A 16,790-nucleotide genomic window follows, 5' to 3' on the forward strand; every position below is an offset into this window, starting at 1 on the left:
CATGCTGTCCGGGATCTTCATCGACCGGCCCCGCCTCGCCTTCGTCATCTCGATCGTGATCACGCTGGCCGGGCTGCTCGCCCTCAGCCGCCTCCCGGTGGCGCAGTTCCCGGACATCGTGCCGCCGCAGGTTTCCGTCAGCGCACAATATCCCGGCGCCGATGCCGAAACCGTCGAGGCGACGGTGGCCCAGCTGATCGAAGCGCAGGTGAACGGTGCCGACGGCATGCTCTATATGAGCTCTACCAGCGGCAATGACGGCAGCTACACGCTAAATGTGACCTTCGAGGTCGGCACCGATCCCGACATCAACACCGTCAACGTGCAGAACCGGGTCGCCCTGGCCGAGGCCCAGCTTCCCGAAGAGGTCCGTCAGCTCGGCCTCGTCGTGCGCAAGCAGTCCACATCCTTCCTGCAGCTGATCAGCCTCGTCTCGGACGAGGAGCGCTACGATCAGCTCTTTCTCAACAACTATGCGCGCATCAACCTGCTCGATGCGCTGTCGCGGGTGCCGGGCGTCGGCGATGCGCGGCTGTTCAGCGAATATGACTACAGCATGCGCGTCTGGCTGGACACCGATCGCCTGACGAGCCTCGACCTGTCGCCGAACGACGTGGTCGCCGCAATCGAGATGCAGAACCTCCAGGCGGCAGTCGGCATCATCGGCGCCCCGCCGATGCCCGATTACCAGCAGATAGAGATCCCGCTGCAGGCGCAGGGCCGCCTGTCCGATGTGAGCGAGTTCGAGAACATCATCCTGCGTGCCAACCCGGATGGCTCCGTCCTCAGGCTGAGCGACGTTGCGCGGGTCGAGCTCGCGGCGCAGTCCTACAGCTCCGTCGGCACGTCCAACGGCCGGCCCGCCGCGGTCATCGGCGTCTACCAGTCGCCGGAAGCCAACGCGGTGACCACCGCCGAAAGCGTCCTCGGCACGCTCGATCGCCTGTCGGAACGCTTTCCCGAGGGCGTGCGCTATGAGACCACCTATGACACGACCGTATTCGTCACCGCCTCGATCGAGGAGGTGGTGAAGACGCTGGTCGAGGCGTTTCTGCTCGTGCTCGCGGTCGTCTTCCTGTTCCTGGGGAGTTGGCGCGCGACGATCATACCGATGGTCGCCGTCCCGGTGTCGCTGATCGGCACCTTCGCGTTCCTTCTGCTGTTCGGCCAGTCGGCCAACACCATCTCGCTGTTCGCCATGGTGCTGTCGATCGGTATCGTGGTCGACGACGCGATCGTCGTCGTCGAGAACGTCGAGCGCGTGATGCGGGAAGAGCAGCTTCCGCCGCGCGAGGCGACGCGCAAGGCCATGACGCAGATCACGCCGGCGATCATCGCGATCACGCTGGTGCTGCTCTCGGTCTTCGTGCCGGTCGGTTTCATCCCGGGCATCACCGGCGCGCTCTATGCCCAGTTCGCAATGACCGTGTCGGTCGCCATGCTGCTGTCGGCGGTCAACGCGCTGACGCTGAGCCCGGCGCTCTGCGCGCTGCTGATGCGGCCGGGCGAGCGCCACGGGCGCATCATGAGCTGGATTCAGCAGCGCATCGATAATGTCCGCAACGGATATGCGGCCGTCGTCGCGCGGCTGCTGCGCGTCTCGGCGCTCTCGCTCGTCGCGGTGGCCGCGGCCTTCGCTGGCTATTACGGCCTGTCCCGCGTCGTGCCCTCGGGCTTCCTGCCCGACGAGGATCAGGGCGCGCTCTTCATGGAGGTCACGCTGCCGCAGAGCGCCGCGCTCAATCGCACGGAGCGCGTCGTGCAGGACGTCGAAGCGCTTGTCCGCGATATTCCCGGCGTTCGCAGCGTCACCGCGGTGGCGGGTTTCAGCCTGCTGCAAAGCCTCCAAGTCGGCAATAGCGCGTTCATGGTTCTGCTGCTCGAGCCGTTCGAAGAGCGGGTGGAACAGGGCATCACGGCCTTCGATGTGCTGGCCGAGGCACAGCGCCGGCTCGCGACGGTGGCGGAGGCGCAGGTACTCGCCTTCAACGTTCCCCCGATCGCCGGCATCGGCAATGTCAGCGGCTTCGATCTTCGTTTGCAGGATCTGGAGGGCGGGAGCCTTGCAGAGCTCGCCTCGGCCGCCGGCGGCCTTGTCGTCGCCGCGAACCAGCATCCGGTGCTCGCGCAGGTCTTCACCACCTTCGCCGTCAATACGCCTCGGCTGTTTCTCGAGATCGACCGCGACAAGGCTCAGACCCTCGGCGTCGCGATCGCTGACATCTACCAGGCGCTGCAGACCACGCTTGGCGGCCTCTATGTCAACGACTTCAACCTTTTCGGGCGAACCTGGCAAGTGAACGTCCAGGCGGAGGCGTCCGACCGCAACGCCGTGGAGGACCTGTGGCGCATCCATGTCCGCAACGCCTCCGGGGAAATGGTCCCCCTGCGCAGCGTCGCGACGCTGCGCCTCGACCTGGGGCCGCAGGCGATCACCCGCTACAACAATCTCCGCAGCGTCACCGTGAACGGCTCGCCGGCGCCGGGCTACAGTTCCGGGGAGGCGATCGAGGCGATGGCGGCGGTGGCATCCGAGGTTCTCCCGGCCGCATATAGCTATGAGTGGTCGAGCCTCTCGCTTCAGGAGATCGAGTCAGCGGGCCAGACGCCCATCATCCTCGGGCTGGCCGTGCTGTTCGCCTATCTCTTCCTTGTCGCTCTCTATGAAAGCTGGACGATTCCCGTAGCGGTGCTGCTGTCCGTCTCCGTGGGCCTGTTGGGCGCAATGGCCGCACTGCTGCTGACCGGTCTCGCCAACGACGTCTACGCCCAAATCGGAATCATCGTGCTGATTGCGCTCGCGAGCAAGAACGCGATCCTGATCGTGGAGTTCGCCAAGGAGCGGCGCGAGGAGGGTATCGCCATCACCGATGCGGCCCGCGAGGGCGCCCGACTGCGGTTCCGCGCCGTCGTCATGACCAGCTTGGCCTTCCTCTCCGGCCTGATTCCCCTGGTGACCGCCGTGGGGGCGGCGGCGGCGAGCCGGCGCGCCGTATCGACTTCGGTCTTCGGCGGCATGATCGCGGCCTCGACGATCGGGCTGTTCCTGATTCCGATGCTCTATGTGACGATCCAGCGCATGCGCGAAAGGGTCAAGCGGCGCGCCGAACCCGCCGCGACCGGCCAGGAGGCCGGTCAATAGCACCCGGCGGTCGTCCTCTCATTCAGATAATCAGAAACCGATTCGCCGGTCACAAAATTTCGATGTGATCGGCACACTAACTTATTGAACCTCGTGTGATTCAGCTTCCGAAGTTCGGCACAAGCAATGTGCCGAACTTCGGAACCATCACACTAGACTGCGCTCGCTTCTCGCCGCACGGCCGACTCGCGCCGGCGCCATTGCAAGGCGACGACCAATCCCAGCAGCGCCAACGCGGGCAGGAAGAGCCACTCCTTGGCCGGCCGGTCCGTCGGCACTTCGATGCCTTGGATCGTCCAGCCGAAGTCGAGACCGACCGCCGCCGCTTCGCTGCCGAAATCGACGCTCATGATCGCGACCTCGTCGCCCTGGACCATGGTCGTGAGCCCGGTCGAGCGCAGCCGTTCGGCCGGCGTATCGCCGCCCCTCAGTTGAAGCTGCACCGTCTTGTTCACGTCGCGGCCAGTAAAGAAGTCCTGCCCGGTCGCCCGGAGCCGCAGGAAGTCGCCCGGCGGCGTCGCTTCGACGACCTGCTCGAGGCGGGAGGGCGGCACCACTTCGAAGGGCGGATAGAGCATGTCCATCCAGAAGCCCGGCCGGAACAGGGTGAAACAGATCAGGAACAGCGCGACCGTCTCATACCAGCGGCTCCGCACCAGGAAATAGTTCTGGGTCGCGGCGACGAACAGCAGCATCGCGGCTAGCGCGCTTACCACGGTCAGCACGAGATGGGCGGAATTGTCGATCCCGATCAGCAAGAGCTGAGTGTTGAAGATGAAGATGAACGGCAGCAGCGCCGTCCGGACCTCATAGCGGAAGGCCTGCACACCGGTGCGGATCGGATCGGCACCGGAAACCGCCGAGGCGGCGAAGGAGGCCAGCCCCACCGGCGGCGTCACGTCGGCCATCAAGCCGAAATAGAACACGAACAGATGCACGGCGACGAGCGGCACAGCGAGGCCGTTCTGCGCCGCCAGCTCGACGACCACCGGCGCCATCAGTGTGGCGACGACGATATAGTTCGCCGTAGTCGGCAGGCCCATGCCGAGGATCAGGCAGATGAAGGCTGTGAGCAGCAGCATCACCATCAGGTAGCCGCCGGAGAGAAAATTGACCAACTCGGTCATCACCAAACCGACGCCGGTCAGCGATACCGTGCCGACCACGATGCCGGCGGCGGCGGTGGCGATGCCGATGCCGATCATGTTGCGGGCGCCGGTGACCAGCCCCTCCAGCAACTCGCGGCAGCCGTGCAGGAAAGGCGCGGCCAACCGCCGCTCGCCGCGGAAGAATTGGGTGAGCGGCCGCTGCGTCACCAGGATGAGGATCATCACCACTGTGCCGTAGAAGGCGGAGAGTCCGGGCGAGAATCGCTCCACCATCAGGCACCAGACCAGCACCACGACGGGCAGCAGGAAATGCAGGCCGGTCTTGGCCGTCGGTCCTGCCTCCGGCAAGCTCACCACCTCCGCATCCGGATCATCCAATTCGAGATCCGGGAAGCGCGCCCGATAGGCCATCAAGGCGATATAAACGGCGGCCCCGACAATGGCGATCGCCCAGGTCGCGGCATCGCCGAAAACTTGCTTCGTCCAGCCGATTCCGTAATAGACCATGCCGGCGAGAATGATGATGCCCGAGAGCGTCATGCCGAAGGACACCAGGCCCTGGATACGGGTTCGCTCGTGCGGCCGCGGCAGCCCCTGCAGATTGGCCTTCAGCGCCTCGATATGAACGATATAGAACAGCGCGAGGTAAGTGATGATCGCCGGCAGGAAAGCGTGCTTCACGACCTCGAGGTAGGAGATGCCGACATATTCGGCGATCAGGAACGCCGCGGCGCCCATCACCGGTGGCATGATCTGTCCGTTCACCGACGCCGCAACCTCGACCGCGCCTGCCTTCTCCGGCGAATAGCCGACGCGCTTCATCAGCGGAATGGTAAAGGTACCGGTGGTCACCACATTGGCGATCGACGAGCCTGAGATCAGGCCCGTGGCGCCCGACGAGACCACGGCGGCCTTGGCCGGACCGCCGCGCAGATGGCCGAGCAGCGCGAAGGACAGCTTGATGAAATAGTTGCCGGCCCCCGCAACCTCGAGCAGCGCCCCGAACAAGACGAACAGGAAGACGAAGCTGGAGGAAACGCCCAGCGCCACGCCGAAGACGCCCTCGGTGGTGAGCCAGTATTGCGACATCGCCCGGCTGATCGACGCGCCGCCATGCGACATCATGGCGGGCAGATAGGGACCGGCGAAGGTATAGGTGATGAAGACGAGCGCGACGATGCTCAGCGCCGGCCCCAATGTCCGGCGTGCCGCTTCGAGCAGCAGCACGAGCCCGACCACGGCGACGACAAGGTCCAGGTCTGTGGGCAGCCCCGGCCGCTGCGCCAGATCGCGATAGAACAGAAAGAGATAGCCGGCGCAGAAGGCGCCGATCAGGGCCATCGCCCAGTCCTGCAGCGGCACATGGCCGCGCGGCGACCGCTTGAACGCCGGATAGGCCGTAAAGGCGAGAAAGACCGCGAAGGCGAGATGGATCGAGCGCGCCTCGGTATCGTTCAGGATGAAGAAATTCAGCATGAACGGCAGCGGTGACGCGTACCAGAGCTGGAACAGAGACCAAGCCAGCGCCGTCAGCATCAGCACCCGCCCGGTGGATCCAACCGGATGACGCGCCCCGGTATCGACCTCGGCGGCGATATCGTGCGCCGTTCGTCCCGTCAGTTCGTTAGGCGATCCGGTCTTATCCACGGCAACTCCCCCCTCTCCGCTGTTGACTCAGCGGTATGCCCGGGTGCGGACGGGCGGCCGAATCATCGGATCGGCCGCCCGGCGCTTTCCTTACATCCAGCCCTTTTCGCGGTAGTACCGCTCGGCACCCTCATGCAGTGGTGCAGAAAGGCCGTTAGCGATCATGTCCTTGGGGTCGAGATTGGTGAAGGCCGGGTGCAGGCCCTTGAACTCGTCGAAGTTCTCGAACACCGCCTTGACGATCGTATACACCACGTCCGGCGGGGTATCGGTCGAGGCGACAAGGGTCGCCAGCACGCCGTAGGTCTCGGTCGGGTCGGGATTGTTCGAATACATGCCGCCGGGAATCGTCACCGCGGCGTAATAGGGATGCGCATCCAGGAGTTCGTCGACCGCCGGGCCGGTCAGCGGCACGAGCTGCGCGCCGCAGGCCGTCGTCGGATCCTGGATGTTGGCCGACGGATGGCCGACGGCATAGAAGAACGCATCGATCTTGTTGTCGCACAGGGCCGGACCGTGCTCGTCCGCCTTCAGCTCCGCGGCCAGCGAGAAATCATCGAGGGTCCAGCCCTTCGCCGCGAGAAGCATATCCATGGAGGCGCGGGTGCCCGATCCGGGATTGCCGACATTGACCCGCTTGCCCTTGAGGTCGTCGAAGCTCTCCGCACCGACCTCCTTCCGCGCGACCAGCGTGAACGGCTCCGGATGCACGGAGAAGACGGCGCGCAAATTGTCGAACGGCTCGGCGTCGGCGAACTGGCCCTCGCCCGTGAAGGCGTTGTACTGCACGTCGGACTGGGCCATGCCGAGATCGAGCTCGCCGGCACGGATGGTGTTGGTGTTGAACACCGAGCCGCCGGTGGACTCGACCGAGCAGCGGATGCCGTGCTCCTGGCGACTGGCGTTAACCAGACGGCAGATCGCGCCGCCCACGGCGTAATAGACGCCGGTAATGCCGCCGGTGCCGATCGTGACAAACTGCTGTTGCGCGACGGCGGTCGATCCGCCCGTCGTCATCACGACGCCGGCCGCCATAACGGCCGAAATTCCACAAAGCAATAGTTTCTTCATGACGCAACTCCCTGGATGAACAAACCCAACAAACACTTCATGCCGCCCCTTCGACCCGCCACCGGCTTCGCCGGAGCGTGGGTCGGGAGCCTGAGACTAAGTACCTGATCACGCCTGGATTCGCAAAATACCAAGTCCCCGGACCATCGCCCAGGACCGTGCGACCAACTCATGCTCGATCCGAAAGCATCGCTCGCGCCGTCTCGGCATCGGCGAGCGGGCGGCCGAGCACCGCCGTCCCTGCCGCAAGCTGGGCAACCAGCGCGGCGTTATCGGATGCGATTGAGCCGTCGGCAAGTTTCATATTGTTTTCGAAACCGACGCGTGCATGCCCTCCCAGTCCTGCCGCCGTCAGCGCGCAGGCCGTCTCCCGGGCACCAAAAGCGCAGACGGCCCACACGATGTCAACTGGCAGGGGGTTAAGGAAGGGCAGCAGGTCGCCCGGCGTCGACCGCTGCCCCGGCGTATAACGGCCGAGCACGAAGAGCACGAACGGGCGTTCGCCGGGCACGATCCCGCGCCGACGCAGATCTTCGAAGCGCCGCAACTCCTCGGCCGAATAGAGGATGTATTGCGGCGCGATCCGCTCGCGGGCCAGCCAGGCGAGGAAATCCGTGGCGACCGGCTCGGCGGCCGCATCCGGGATGATCTCCTTGATCGCTAGCGAAACCGCCTCGGGCCGAATCGCGCGCACCGCCGCCATCTGCTCCGCCGGCCCATAACGACCGACGGCCTCGGTGGTGACTTGAACGATCAGCCCGTCGCCCAGCCGGCGCCGGATCGCGTCGATGGTCTCCCGGTAGATGTCGGGATCGAGGCTGTGGCGCCCCTCGCGGTCACGGACGTGGAGATGGATCATCGCCGCTCCGGCCGCCTGGCACGCAACCGCCGTTTCGGCGATCTCGTCGGCCGTCATCGGCAAAGCGGGATGATCCGCCTTGGTCTTGCGGGCACCGTTGGGCGCGACCGCCAGAATCAGCGGCGCCTCCGCCTCGGGCTGGTCAGCGGACGTCATTCAATTCTCCTCCAGGTCCTTTTCGAGAAGCGTCGCACAGGTCGCGAGATCGCCGCGCCAGAGATAGACCGCGAGCAGCGGTTCGGCCCTGGCGCGCGTGGCGTGCGACAGGTTCGGCGCGTGATGGACGACGGCGCCCGGAGGCTGCCGTCTCCAGGGCGTATCGCCGCGGCGCCATTCGGCATCGCCGCTGACGATACAATAGATCTCGCTCGCCGGATGATGATGTGCCGGATAGTACGTGCCAGGGCCGAGAAGCAGAACGCCAACCGCTAAAGCATCGGCGGCCACCAGCGGGCGGGCGGCTTCGGGCTTATCGTCCCCGGCCGGCCCGGCAATCACGGCATAGCCATAATTCTCCAGGAAGGCCGGATCGGGAGGCCGATGGCGGTAGTTCGGATTCTGCGTCCAGCGCAGCGACGGCCCAAGCGCGCGGAGATGGCCTGCCAGCACCGCCGGACCGTCAGCCGCGCGGTCGAGCGCCTCGTCCCAGAATCGGCAGACAGGCAAGATCCCTGGCATGGCGGCCTCGGCCTGCGAAGAACCCGTGCGAAGGACGCTCGCGAGCCGCGCAAACTCATCGACCGCCACGGCATCGGCGTGGGTCGTCGCGCCGGCCGTCAAAACCTCTCCGAGAGACAGCAAAAAACGGCGCACGGCACCGTGGATATCCGTCATGGCACCGCAGTCTATAGCATGGTTTGCCGCGGCTCGCCCATAAGCGTGCCCTGTCGGCGAACACTTGCCGGTTGTCGCGGCGCGCCTAATCTCGATGAAGAGACCCCGGCGTTCTGATGACAGGACCGGTCTTCCGGATATTGTGTGAACAGGTCGTCAAATCGAATCACGAGGGAGGTTCGCCGATGGCCAGCCGGCTTCGATTGGCCCCGGTTGCACGGCACGGGGCGGCAAGCGCCGCCGTTCTGGGGCTTGCGCTGCTGGTGTCCGCCCTTTTTGCCGGACATGGCGAAACAGCCGAGAAAAAGGCGACCGAGGTCCTCAACGCCGTTGTCGGCGTTCGTGCCGACGTCCCGCTGAACGCCCGCACGGCGGAATCGCTGGGCGTCGTGCGCGAAGGCTCGGGCGTGGTCATCGACGAGGATGGGCTGGTCCTGACGATCGGCTACCTGATTCTCGAAGCCGGCATTACCGAGATCATCGGAGCCGACGACGAGCCGGTGCCGGCCGACATCGTCGCCTACGACCATGAGACCGGCTTCGGCCTGTTGCGCGCGTTGCAGCCGCTGGACGCCAAGCCCATGGCGCTGGGCGAGTCCGCCGCGCTCGGCGCACGCGACGAGGTCCTCGTGGCGAGCCATGTCGAAATGCGGGCGGTCCAACCGGCCGTGGTGGTGGCCCGGCGGGAGTTCGCCGGCTATTGGGAGTATCTGCTTCCGGGCGCGATCTTCACCAGCCCGCCGCATGAGGGCTTCGGCGGCGCCGCGCTGATCGGCCGCGACGGCCGCCTGCTCGGCATCGGCTCGCTGGTGGTCGGCGACACCATCGGCAACGGAACGGTGATGCCGGGCAACATGTTCATTCCGATCGACCTGCTGAAGCCGATCCTGCCGGAGTTGTTGAAGACCGGACGTACCGCGCAGCCATCGCGCCCCTGGCTTGGCCTCTTCGCCGAGGAACTGAAGGACCATGTGATCGTGACCGCCGTCGCCGAGGGCGGTCCCGCAGCCGGCGCCGGCATTTCCCCGGGCGACCTGATCATCGGCGTCGCCGGGGCGCCGGTGAACGGTCTGGCCGATTTCTATCGCAAGGTCTGGGCACTGGGCGAGGCCGGAACCGACGTGCCGCTGCTGGTCGGCCGTGCCTCCGGCACTAGCGAGATCACGGTCACTTCGGGCGACCGCTATGCCTGGCTGCGGCTGGACCCGACCTACTGACCCCGTCACCGCGCGGGGCGGTTGCTCAAGCTGATCCGCCGTCCGGCCTCCGGCGGCAAGGGGAGGCCGGCATGTGCCTCGAGGACGCGCGCCATGCGCTGCTGGAGCGCCTCGGGCATTGTGCCGACCCTCCGCCGCGTCATGTCGATATAGAGGATCAGCCACTCGTTCGTCGCCGCGAGATACCCTTCGCGCGCGTGATACATGCACTGGATATAATGGGCGCGCTTCGCGTCGAAGCCGAGCAGCTGCGTCGTGATGCGCAGCGGATCACCTTCGAGCACCTCGCGCTGATAGGTGATATGCATCTCGGCGGCGAAGGTGGAAGCGCCGACTGCCTTCAGGGTTTCGCTCCCGAGGCCGAGGCGCTCATAGATCTCGTCGAACGCGAGGTCGAAGGCCCGGACATAGTAGGCCACGTTCATATGGCCGTTGGAATCGATCCATTCCGGCCGAACCGCGATGCGGTCGGCGACGAACGGGGCCTCGATAGCCGTCGCAGCGCTGTCGTCCATGGCGGCACCATACCGATCCGCCATCCACGGTCAATCCGCTTGGGGGCACTCAGCGTTCCGAGGAGAAGTGGCGCTTGAGATAGGAGAGGATCTTTTCCTTCGTCGCCGGGTCCTGTTCCGGCATGCCCTGCTTCTCGATCATCCAGTTCCACAGATAATCCCAGCGGGCGTCGGAGATCCGCTGCTGTTTGATAATCGCGAGCGAATGGCAGGCCGAGCAGAGATAGAACGTCTCCTCCGCCCCCGACGTGTCCGGCAGGTTGCCGAGCTCGGGGTTGAGCTCGGCCTCCGGCTCGCCCGACGGGACGCCAGGCGACAACGGGTTGACCGGCCGGGCCATCGGGTCGTAGCCGTCATTTGCGGCCAGCTCTATTTCGTCGGCGGCAATGCTCCCCTGCGGGGCCGCGCCGATCGCAGCCGCGAGGATGACCGCGGCAAGGATCGCCTTGATCTGCTCCATGGACGCAATGCTTCTCGAGATGGAGGTGAGATGGGGCCGGGTGGGCCGTGCCGGGAGGCGAACGGCCCGCCCGAAGGGCGTCAGGCGGCGAAGACCGCGATCCGGTGGCACATATTGTTGCCGTAGCCGCGCGGGTTCCAGCCGGGGACGACCGGCGGCTGCATCTTGCCGTCCTTGTCGGTCGCCCGTGCCCAGACCTCGTAATAGCCGGCCTCGGGCAGGGTGATGTCGGCCCGCCAGCGCTGCCAGGCATATTTGTTCGGCGGCGGATCGAGGCGCGCCTCGGCCCAGGTTTGGCCGAAATCGATCGACACATGCATGGCCTTCACGTCGCCATTGCCGGCCCAGGCATGGCCGCGCACCTCCGCCGGCTGCCCTGCCGGCACCTTCACGCCCGTCTCGGGGAAGGTGATCAGCGACTTCACCGGCATGACGGTCAGGATCTCCATGTCGGATTCCGGGACCTCGGTGCCCGGCGCGACCGGATAGGCCGGCAGGCGGTAGGAGTAGCCGGTCATCTTCGACCCGTCATGCACCTTGTCGCGCACCCAGATGCGAGTCAGGAACTTCTGCGAGGCCGAGCCGGGATAGCCGGTGATCAGCAGGCGCAAGGGAAAGCCGTGCAGCGCCGGGACCGGCTCGCCGTTCATCGCCCAGGCGATCAGGTTCTCCGCCTCCATCGCCTTGTCGATCGGAACCCCGCGCGAGATCACCACCTTCTCCGGGTCGCCGGACAGGTGAACGTCGTTGCCGTAGTGGCCGGTATAGACCGCGCTCGACTTGACCCCGGCGGCGTTCAGCACGTCCTTGAGGCGCACGCCCGTCCACTCGGCATTGGCAATGGCGCCGACCGACCATTGGTTGCCCGAGGCGCCGGGCTGGAAATAGGCGCGGCCGTTTCCGCCGCATTCCAGCCACATCTGCTGTGTGACCGTCTCGAACTCGTTCTTCAGCTCGGCGATGGTGAGCTTCAGCGGCTTCTCCACCTCGCCGTCGATGGTGAGGGTCCAGTTCTCGGCGTTCTGGTCCAGCGCGGTCTGCGGGATCAGCCCGTTCGACCGCACGAAGTGACGCGCATAGGGCGTGATGTCGTCGTCCAGCAGGTGGGCCGGCGTTTCGGCGTTCAGCGGACGGTCGTTGAGGAGGGTGAGCCCGTCCTTGGCCTGCATCAGATCGGCCCCGCTATCCTGAGCGAAAGCCGCGGGGATCAGCCCCGCAGGCATGTTGCGATGGAACGGAATCGCGGCGCCGAGCATGGCACCCATGGTGGCGAGCCCGGCGTTCTTCAGAAAACCGCGGCGGTCGGCACTGACGCGCCGGCCGAAGGCCAGCCAGTCCGCCTCCTCCGGCGTGCGCTCCTGATAGAGTGCCCGGATCTCGTGCGGCGTCAGCGCCGTCTTATCTTTGCTGGAATCGTGAGACATGTCTTCCCTCCCCAGAAGCGGTCGATGACCACCGCGACGGCGGTGGACGGGCATCCCCCAAGACGCCTTTTAGAGAAGACGAACGAGCGAGCGAATTTATTCCGCCCTATCGAAGATTGAGTTTAGCCGATGCACGGAGCGTCGGCCGCAGCGGCGGGGCGCCGGGCGACTTCGGTTTCGCCGCTCTCGTCCAGGCTTTGCCGGGTCGCTGTCTCGAGATAGGCGGCAACCGCCCGCAGCCGGGCCTCGTCCATGCCGCGGGCCATCACCGCATAGCCGATATCGCCGGCCCGCCAGGTGAAGCTCGTCACGTCGCCGTCGCGGTGCTCCGCCAGCGAGGCGGCAAGACGAGCCGGCGCTGGGCCGATCCACAGACCGAGCCGGCAGCCATTGACGCCGACATAGCCGACATAGAGCTCTGGCCGGCCGTTCGATTTCGTGGCCGCCACGTGAGCGACGGCAAGCCGGGCGAGCGCGAGGTCCGGGATCCAGGAAGGGCCATCGGGTGCGTCGGCAGGCCTGATCGCCGGAGGGGCGATGGGTGCCGGGTCGCGCTCGGCTGCAAGCCACTGCGCGTGCCGCTCCGTCGCCTGCTGAAGCCAGGCCTGGACGGCATCGGGCCGCGGCCAGAGCCATTGTCCAAGCCCGAGCGCGACAACCAGCAGCACCGCCGCGGCGGCCGCTCTCGCGCCATGGCGGCGCCAGCCCGGCCCGCGCACGCCGCGGCCGAGCCGAATCTCCGGCACCTCGGCCGAAGCGGGGCTGAGGGCCGCGGCGGTCGCCGCCTTCAGCCGGGCCAGCGTGGCCACCTGGGCGGCGACGGCCGGATCCGCCGCGATGCGGGCCGCAATCTCGGCCGCCGCGTCCGGCCTCAACTCGCCGTCAACATAGGCGTTCAGGTCTGTCCAATCGGGAGTCTTCATGTTCTGTAGGTCAGGGGCCCTGCTTGGCCCGCAAGGGGTGAACGTTGGTTTCGCCGATCACTGTCAGCAAGGCTTGGCGAGCCCGGCTCAGCCGACTCATCACCGTGCCGATCGGCACGCCGAGAATGTCGGCCACCTCGGCGTAAGGGAAGCCGACCAAATCGACAAGGGCGATCACGTCGCGATAGGCCGGCGGCAGTCGACCGATGCCATGGCGGACGGTGATCACATCGATCATCTGCTCGTCGAAGCGCCAATTCTCCTGGGCGGGCGGCGCCGGCTCGTCCGGGGCCGGCTCCAGGCGACTGCGCCGGAAGCCGTCGATCCAGAGATTGCGCAGGATCCGAAAGAACCAGGCCCGGAGCGCCGCCGCTTCGCTCGGCGCCGTTTTCGCCGACAGCACCCGGACGGCGCAATCCTGCAGCAGATCCTGCGAGAGCTCGCGATCGCCGGTCAGGCTCAGGGCATAGCCATAGAGCCGCGCCATACACTTCTGAAACTCAAGCTCGACCCGCCCCGTCACGATTCCGGCCCCTCATCGGCAATTGCGAGCCTCGGGCTGCAGCACAACGATGGAAAGACGGATTATTCGTGCCTTGCGTCGACAGGGCAACCGCGGCGTGGTCGTCTCAACAACGAACGGCGTTCAACCCTGTCACCTTTTAGTCAGCAGACAAGGTGCGGGGCACCCCATTGACAGGGTCCGAGCGGCGGGCCTACCGTCGCCGGTAAGGCGGTCACCGACGCTCCGGCGTTCTAACGGCTGCCGGAGATAATTCAGGGAGAACAAAAATGAAACGCCGACTTCTGGGGGCTGCGGTCATCTCGACCCTTGCCCTGGGCATGGCCTTTTCCGCAGAAGCGAAGACGTTGGTCTACTGCTCCGAAGGCAGTCCTGAGGGCTTCAACCCGCAGCTCTTCACCGCCGGCACGACCTTCGACGCTTCGTCGGTGCCGGTATACGATCGGCTCGTCGAATTCGTCCGCGGCGGCACCGAGATCGAGCCGGGACTCGCCGAATCGTGGGAGATCTCCGACGACGGCCTGACCTACACCTTCCATCTGCGCGACGGGGTCAAGTTCCATTCCACCGAGAACTTCACGCCGACCCGCGAGCTCAACGCCGACGACGTGATCTTCAGCTTCGAGCGGCAGTGGAAGGAGGACCACCCGTATCATGACGTGTCGGGCGGCAGCTATGAGTATTTCGCATCGATGGGCATGCCGGACCTGATCAAGGCGATCGAGAAGGTCGATGACCACACGGTGCGCTTCATGCTGAACGCGCCCAACGCGCCGTTCCTCGCCGATATGGCCATGGACTTCGCCTCGATCATGTCGGCCGAGTACGCGGAAGCGATGATGGATGCCGGCACGCCGGAGCAGGTCGATCTGCAGCCGATCGGGACCGGGCCTTTCCAACTCGTCGCCTATCAGAAGGACGCGGTGATCCGCTATAGGGCCAACCCCGACTACTGGCAGGGCAAGGCCGCGATCGACGACCTGGTGTTCGCCATCACGCCCGACGCCAGCGTGCGCTACGCCAAGCTGCGGGCCGGCGAGTGCCACGTCATGCCCTATCCGAACCCGGCCGACGTCGAGGCGATGAAGGACAATCCAAACCTCACGGTCATGGAGCAGGAGGGACTGAACGTCGGTTATCTCGCCTTCAATACCGAGAAGGAGCCGTTCACCGACAAGCGGGTGCGCCAGGCGCTCAACATGGCGATCAATAGGGACGCGATCATCGAGGCGGTCTATCAGGGCGCCGGCACGAAGGCAAAGAACCCGATCCCGCCGACCATGTGGTCCTATAACGAGGACGTCGAGGACTATCCCTATGATCCGGAACGGGCCAAGCAACTGCTGGCCGAGGCCGGTTATGCCGACGGCTTTCAGACCGATCTCTGGGCGATGCCGGTGCAGCGCCCTTACAACCCGAACGCCGAACGCATGGCCGAGATGGTTCAGGCGGACTGGAGGGAAGTCGGCGTGAACGCCGAGATCGTCACCTACGAATGGGGCGAATATCTGGAGCGCTCGGTGAATGGCGAGCATCAGACCGTTCTGCTGGGCTGGACCGGTGACAACGGCGACCCGGACAACTTCCTGTATGTTCTGCTCGGCTGCGATGCCGCCCAGGACGGGGCCAACCGCGCCCGCTGGTGCCACGAGCCCTTCGACGACCTTATCGTGCAGGCACGGCAGATCTCGGACCAGGATAAGCGGGCCGAGCTCTATGAGGAGGCGCAGATCATCTTCAAGGAAGAGGCGCCATGGGTCACCGTCGCCCATTCCGTCGTCTTCATGCCGATGCGCAAGGAGGTGACGGGCTACAAGGTGAGTCCCTTCGGCAAGCACGACTTCTACGGCGTGGACCTTCAGGAATAGCGGTCTGACCGGAGGTCGGGCCCCGTGATCGGCGGAGGAGGTTACATGACTTCCTCCGCCGACTATCTTCCGCGACGATGATCCGCTTTCTGGTAACCAAGATCGCGCTGCTGATCCCGACCTTCGTCGGGGTCACGCTGCTGACCTTCGCGATGATCCGCCTGATTCCCGGCGACCCGATCCTGCTGCTGGCAGGCGAGCGCGGAATCGATCCGGATCGCTACGCCGAGCTACGCACCCAATACGGCTTCGACAAGCCGCTCCTCATCCAGTACGGCAACTATATCGTCGACGTGCTGCAAGGCGATCTCGGCCGGTCGATCGTCACTAAAAAACCGGTCCTCACCGAATTCCTGACCTTGTTTCCCGCCACGATCGAGCTGTCGCTCTGCGCCATGATCTTCGCCGTCCTGGTGGGGCTGCCGGTCGGCATCATCGCCGGAGTAAGACGGGGCACGATCTGGGACCATTCGGTCATGGGCGTTTCTCTGACCGGCTATTCCATGCCGATCTTCTGGTGGGGATTGCTGCTCATCATCCTGTTCTCCGTCAATCTGGGCTGGACGCCGGTCTCGGGACGGATCTCGCTGCTCTACTACTTCGACAGCGTCACCGGGTTCATGCTGATCGACAGCCTGCTGTCCGGGCAGGAGGGTGCCTTCCGCTCGGCCGTCAGCCACCTGATCCTGCCCTCGATCGTCCTGGGCACGATTCCGCTCGCCGTGATCGCGCGCATGACCCGCTCGTCGATGCTGGAGGTGCTGAACGAAGACTATGTGCGCACCGCCCGCGCCAAGGGACTGCCACCCGTCCGGGTGATCGGGCTGCATGCGCTGCGCAATGCGCTGATCCCGGTCGTGACGGTGATCGGGCTGCAGGTTGGCGTTCTGCTGGCCGGCGCCATCCTCACCGAGACGATCTTCTCATGGCCGGGCATCGGCAAGTGGCTGATCGAGTCGGTCCACCGGCGCGACTATCCGGCGCTCCAAGGCGGAATCCTGCTGGTGGCAATCGTGGTGATGCTGGTCAATCTGAGCGTGGACCTGCTCTACGGCCTGATAAACCCACGCATCCGGCACAGGCGTTAGGGTGAATATCGGATGATATTGGAGGTCCCTATATCGTTGTCATGCCCGGACTCGACCCAGGCAGCCAGGAATCAGCACCGCGGCCTTCTGGTGGATTGCCCGGTCAAGCC

Annotated in this window: 13 protein-coding genes; 4 read left to right on the forward strand and 9 right to left on the reverse strand. The window is 65.5% G+C overall.

Features of this window, described 5'->3' with window-relative positions:
• Position 1: 1 nt before the first annotated feature.
• Positions 2 to 3,142 carry an efflux RND transporter permease subunit gene (locus DT069_RS04595; protein WP_119459104.1) on the forward strand — a complete coding sequence of 1,047 codons (3,141 nt, stop codon included), beginning with the start codon at positions 2 to 4 and terminating at the stop codon, positions 3,140 to 3,142.
• Positions 3,143 to 3,294: 152 nt separating this feature from the next.
• Here DT069_RS04595 and DT069_RS04600 read toward each other — a convergent pair whose 3' ends face one another.
• The 4 genes from DT069_RS04600 to DT069_RS04615 form a co-directional block, all read right to left on the reverse strand.
• Positions 3,295 to 5,898, reverse strand: coding sequence for a TRAP transporter permease (locus DT069_RS04600; RefSeq protein ID WP_425449999.1), 2,604 nt, complete (start codon positions 5,896 to 5,898; stop codon positions 3,295 to 3,297).
• Between the two features lie 90 nt (positions 5,899 to 5,988).
• Complete coding sequence (locus tag DT069_RS04605) at positions 5,989 to 6,969, reverse strand: TAXI family TRAP transporter solute-binding subunit (RefSeq protein WP_119459105.1); 981 nt, start codon at positions 6,967 to 6,969, stop codon at positions 5,989 to 5,991.
• Positions 6,970 to 7,138: 169 nt separating this feature from the next.
• Positions 7,139 to 7,984, reverse strand: coding sequence for a beta-keto acid cleavage family enzyme (locus DT069_RS04610; protein ID WP_119459106.1), 846 nt, complete (start codon positions 7,982 to 7,984; stop codon positions 7,139 to 7,141).
• Positions 7,985 to 8,662, reverse strand: coding sequence for a dimethylsulfonioproprionate lyase family protein (locus DT069_RS04615; protein WP_119459107.1), 678 nt, complete (start codon positions 8,660 to 8,662; stop codon positions 7,985 to 7,987).
• A 185-nt stretch (positions 8,663 to 8,847) separates the two neighbouring features.
• On the opposite strand from DT069_RS04615, the gene DT069_RS04620 reads away from it, so the two are divergent.
• Positions 8,848 to 9,879 (forward strand): S1C family serine protease, encoded by a 1,032-nt coding sequence (locus DT069_RS04620; RefSeq protein ID WP_119459108.1) that lies wholly within the window; start codon positions 8,848 to 8,850, stop codon positions 9,877 to 9,879.
• A gap of 5 nt (positions 9,880 to 9,884) precedes the next feature.
• Here the strand turns inward: DT069_RS04620 and DT069_RS04625 are convergent, their stop codons facing one another.
• The 5 genes from DT069_RS04625 to DT069_RS04645 all read right to left on the reverse strand — a co-directional run bounded on the left by DT069_RS04625 (position 9,885) and on the right by DT069_RS04645 (position 13,724).
• Positions 9,885 to 10,418: a thioesterase family protein gene (locus DT069_RS04625; protein WP_425450000.1), complete on the reverse strand. Its 534-nt coding sequence runs from the start codon at positions 10,416 to 10,418 to the stop codon at positions 9,885 to 9,887.
• 25 nt (positions 10,419 to 10,443) lie between these two features.
• Positions 10,444 to 10,854: a cytochrome C-552 gene (locus DT069_RS04630; protein WP_119459109.1), complete on the reverse strand. Its 411-nt coding sequence runs from the start codon at positions 10,852 to 10,854 to the stop codon at positions 10,444 to 10,446.
• An 80-nt stretch (positions 10,855 to 10,934) separates the two neighbouring features.
• A complete protein-coding gene (locus DT069_RS04635) occupies positions 10,935 to 12,278 on the reverse strand; it encodes a sulfite oxidase (RefSeq protein WP_119459110.1) in 1,344 nt (447 codons plus the stop codon).
• Positions 12,279 to 12,400: 122 nt separating this feature from the next.
• Positions 12,401 to 13,201 (reverse strand): hypothetical protein, encoded by an 801-nt coding sequence (locus DT069_RS04640; RefSeq protein WP_119459111.1) that lies wholly within the window; start codon positions 13,199 to 13,201, stop codon positions 12,401 to 12,403.
• 10 nt (positions 13,202 to 13,211) lie between these two features.
• On the reverse strand, positions 13,212 to 13,724 hold the full coding sequence (locus tag DT069_RS04645) for an RNA polymerase sigma factor (RefSeq protein WP_425450001.1): 513 nt from the start codon (positions 13,722 to 13,724) through the stop codon (positions 13,212 to 13,214).
• A 269-nt stretch (positions 13,725 to 13,993) separates the two neighbouring features.
• On the opposite strand from DT069_RS04645, the gene DT069_RS04650 reads away from it, so the two are divergent.
• Complete coding sequence (locus DT069_RS04650; protein WP_119459113.1) at positions 13,994 to 15,592, forward strand: ABC transporter substrate-binding protein; 1,599 nt, start codon at positions 13,994 to 13,996, stop codon at positions 15,590 to 15,592.
• Positions 15,593 to 15,669: 77 nt separating this feature from the next.
• Complete coding sequence (locus tag DT069_RS04655; protein WP_119459114.1) at positions 15,670 to 16,680, forward strand: ABC transporter permease subunit; 1,011 nt, start codon at positions 15,670 to 15,672, stop codon at positions 16,678 to 16,680.
• Positions 16,681 to 16,790 lie beyond the last annotated feature (110 nt).

This window comes from Virgifigura deserti (genome assembly GCA_003576685.1).
In the GTDB taxonomy this organism is placed as follows: domain Bacteria; phylum Pseudomonadota; class Alphaproteobacteria; order Dongiales; family Dongiaceae; genus Virgifigura; species Virgifigura deserti.

Bases quoted from the DNA above. Each gene is read 5' to 3' on its own strand.
- DT069_RS04595 (WP_119459104.1), top strand. From the start codon at position 2: ATGCTGTCCGGGATCTTCATCGACCGGCCCCGCCTCGCCTTCGTCATC.
- DT069_RS04605 (WP_119459105.1), bottom strand. From the start codon at position 6,969: ATGAAGAAACTATTGCTTTGTGGAATTTCGGCCGTTATGGCGGCCGGC.
- DT069_RS04610 (WP_119459106.1), bottom strand. From the start codon at position 7,984: ATGACGTCCGCTGACCAGCCCGAGGCGGAGGCGCCGCTGATTCTGGCG.
- DT069_RS04615 (WP_119459107.1), bottom strand. From the start codon at position 8,662: ATGACGGATATCCACGGTGCCGTGCGCCGTTTTTTGCTGTCTCTCGGA.
- DT069_RS04620 (WP_119459108.1), top strand. From the start codon at position 8,848: ATGGCCAGCCGGCTTCGATTGGCCCCGGTTGCACGGCACGGGGCGGCA.
- DT069_RS04625 (WP_425450000.1), bottom strand. From the start codon at position 10,418: ATGGCGGATCGGTATGGTGCCGCCATGGACGACAGCGCTGCGACGGCT.
- DT069_RS04630 (WP_119459109.1), bottom strand. From the start codon at position 10,854: ATGGAGCAGATCAAGGCGATCCTTGCCGCGGTCATCCTCGCGGCTGCG.
- DT069_RS04635 (WP_119459110.1), bottom strand. From the start codon at position 12,278: ATGTCTCACGATTCCAGCAAAGATAAGACGGCGCTGACGCCGCACGAG.
- DT069_RS04640 (WP_119459111.1), bottom strand. From the start codon at position 13,201: ATGAAGACTCCCGATTGGACAGACCTGAACGCCTATGTTGACGGCGAG.
- DT069_RS04650 (WP_119459113.1), top strand. From the start codon at position 13,994: ATGAAACGCCGACTTCTGGGGGCTGCGGTCATCTCGACCCTTGCCCTG.
- DT069_RS04655 (WP_119459114.1), top strand. From the start codon at position 15,670: ATGATCCGCTTTCTGGTAACCAAGATCGCGCTGCTGATCCCGACCTTC.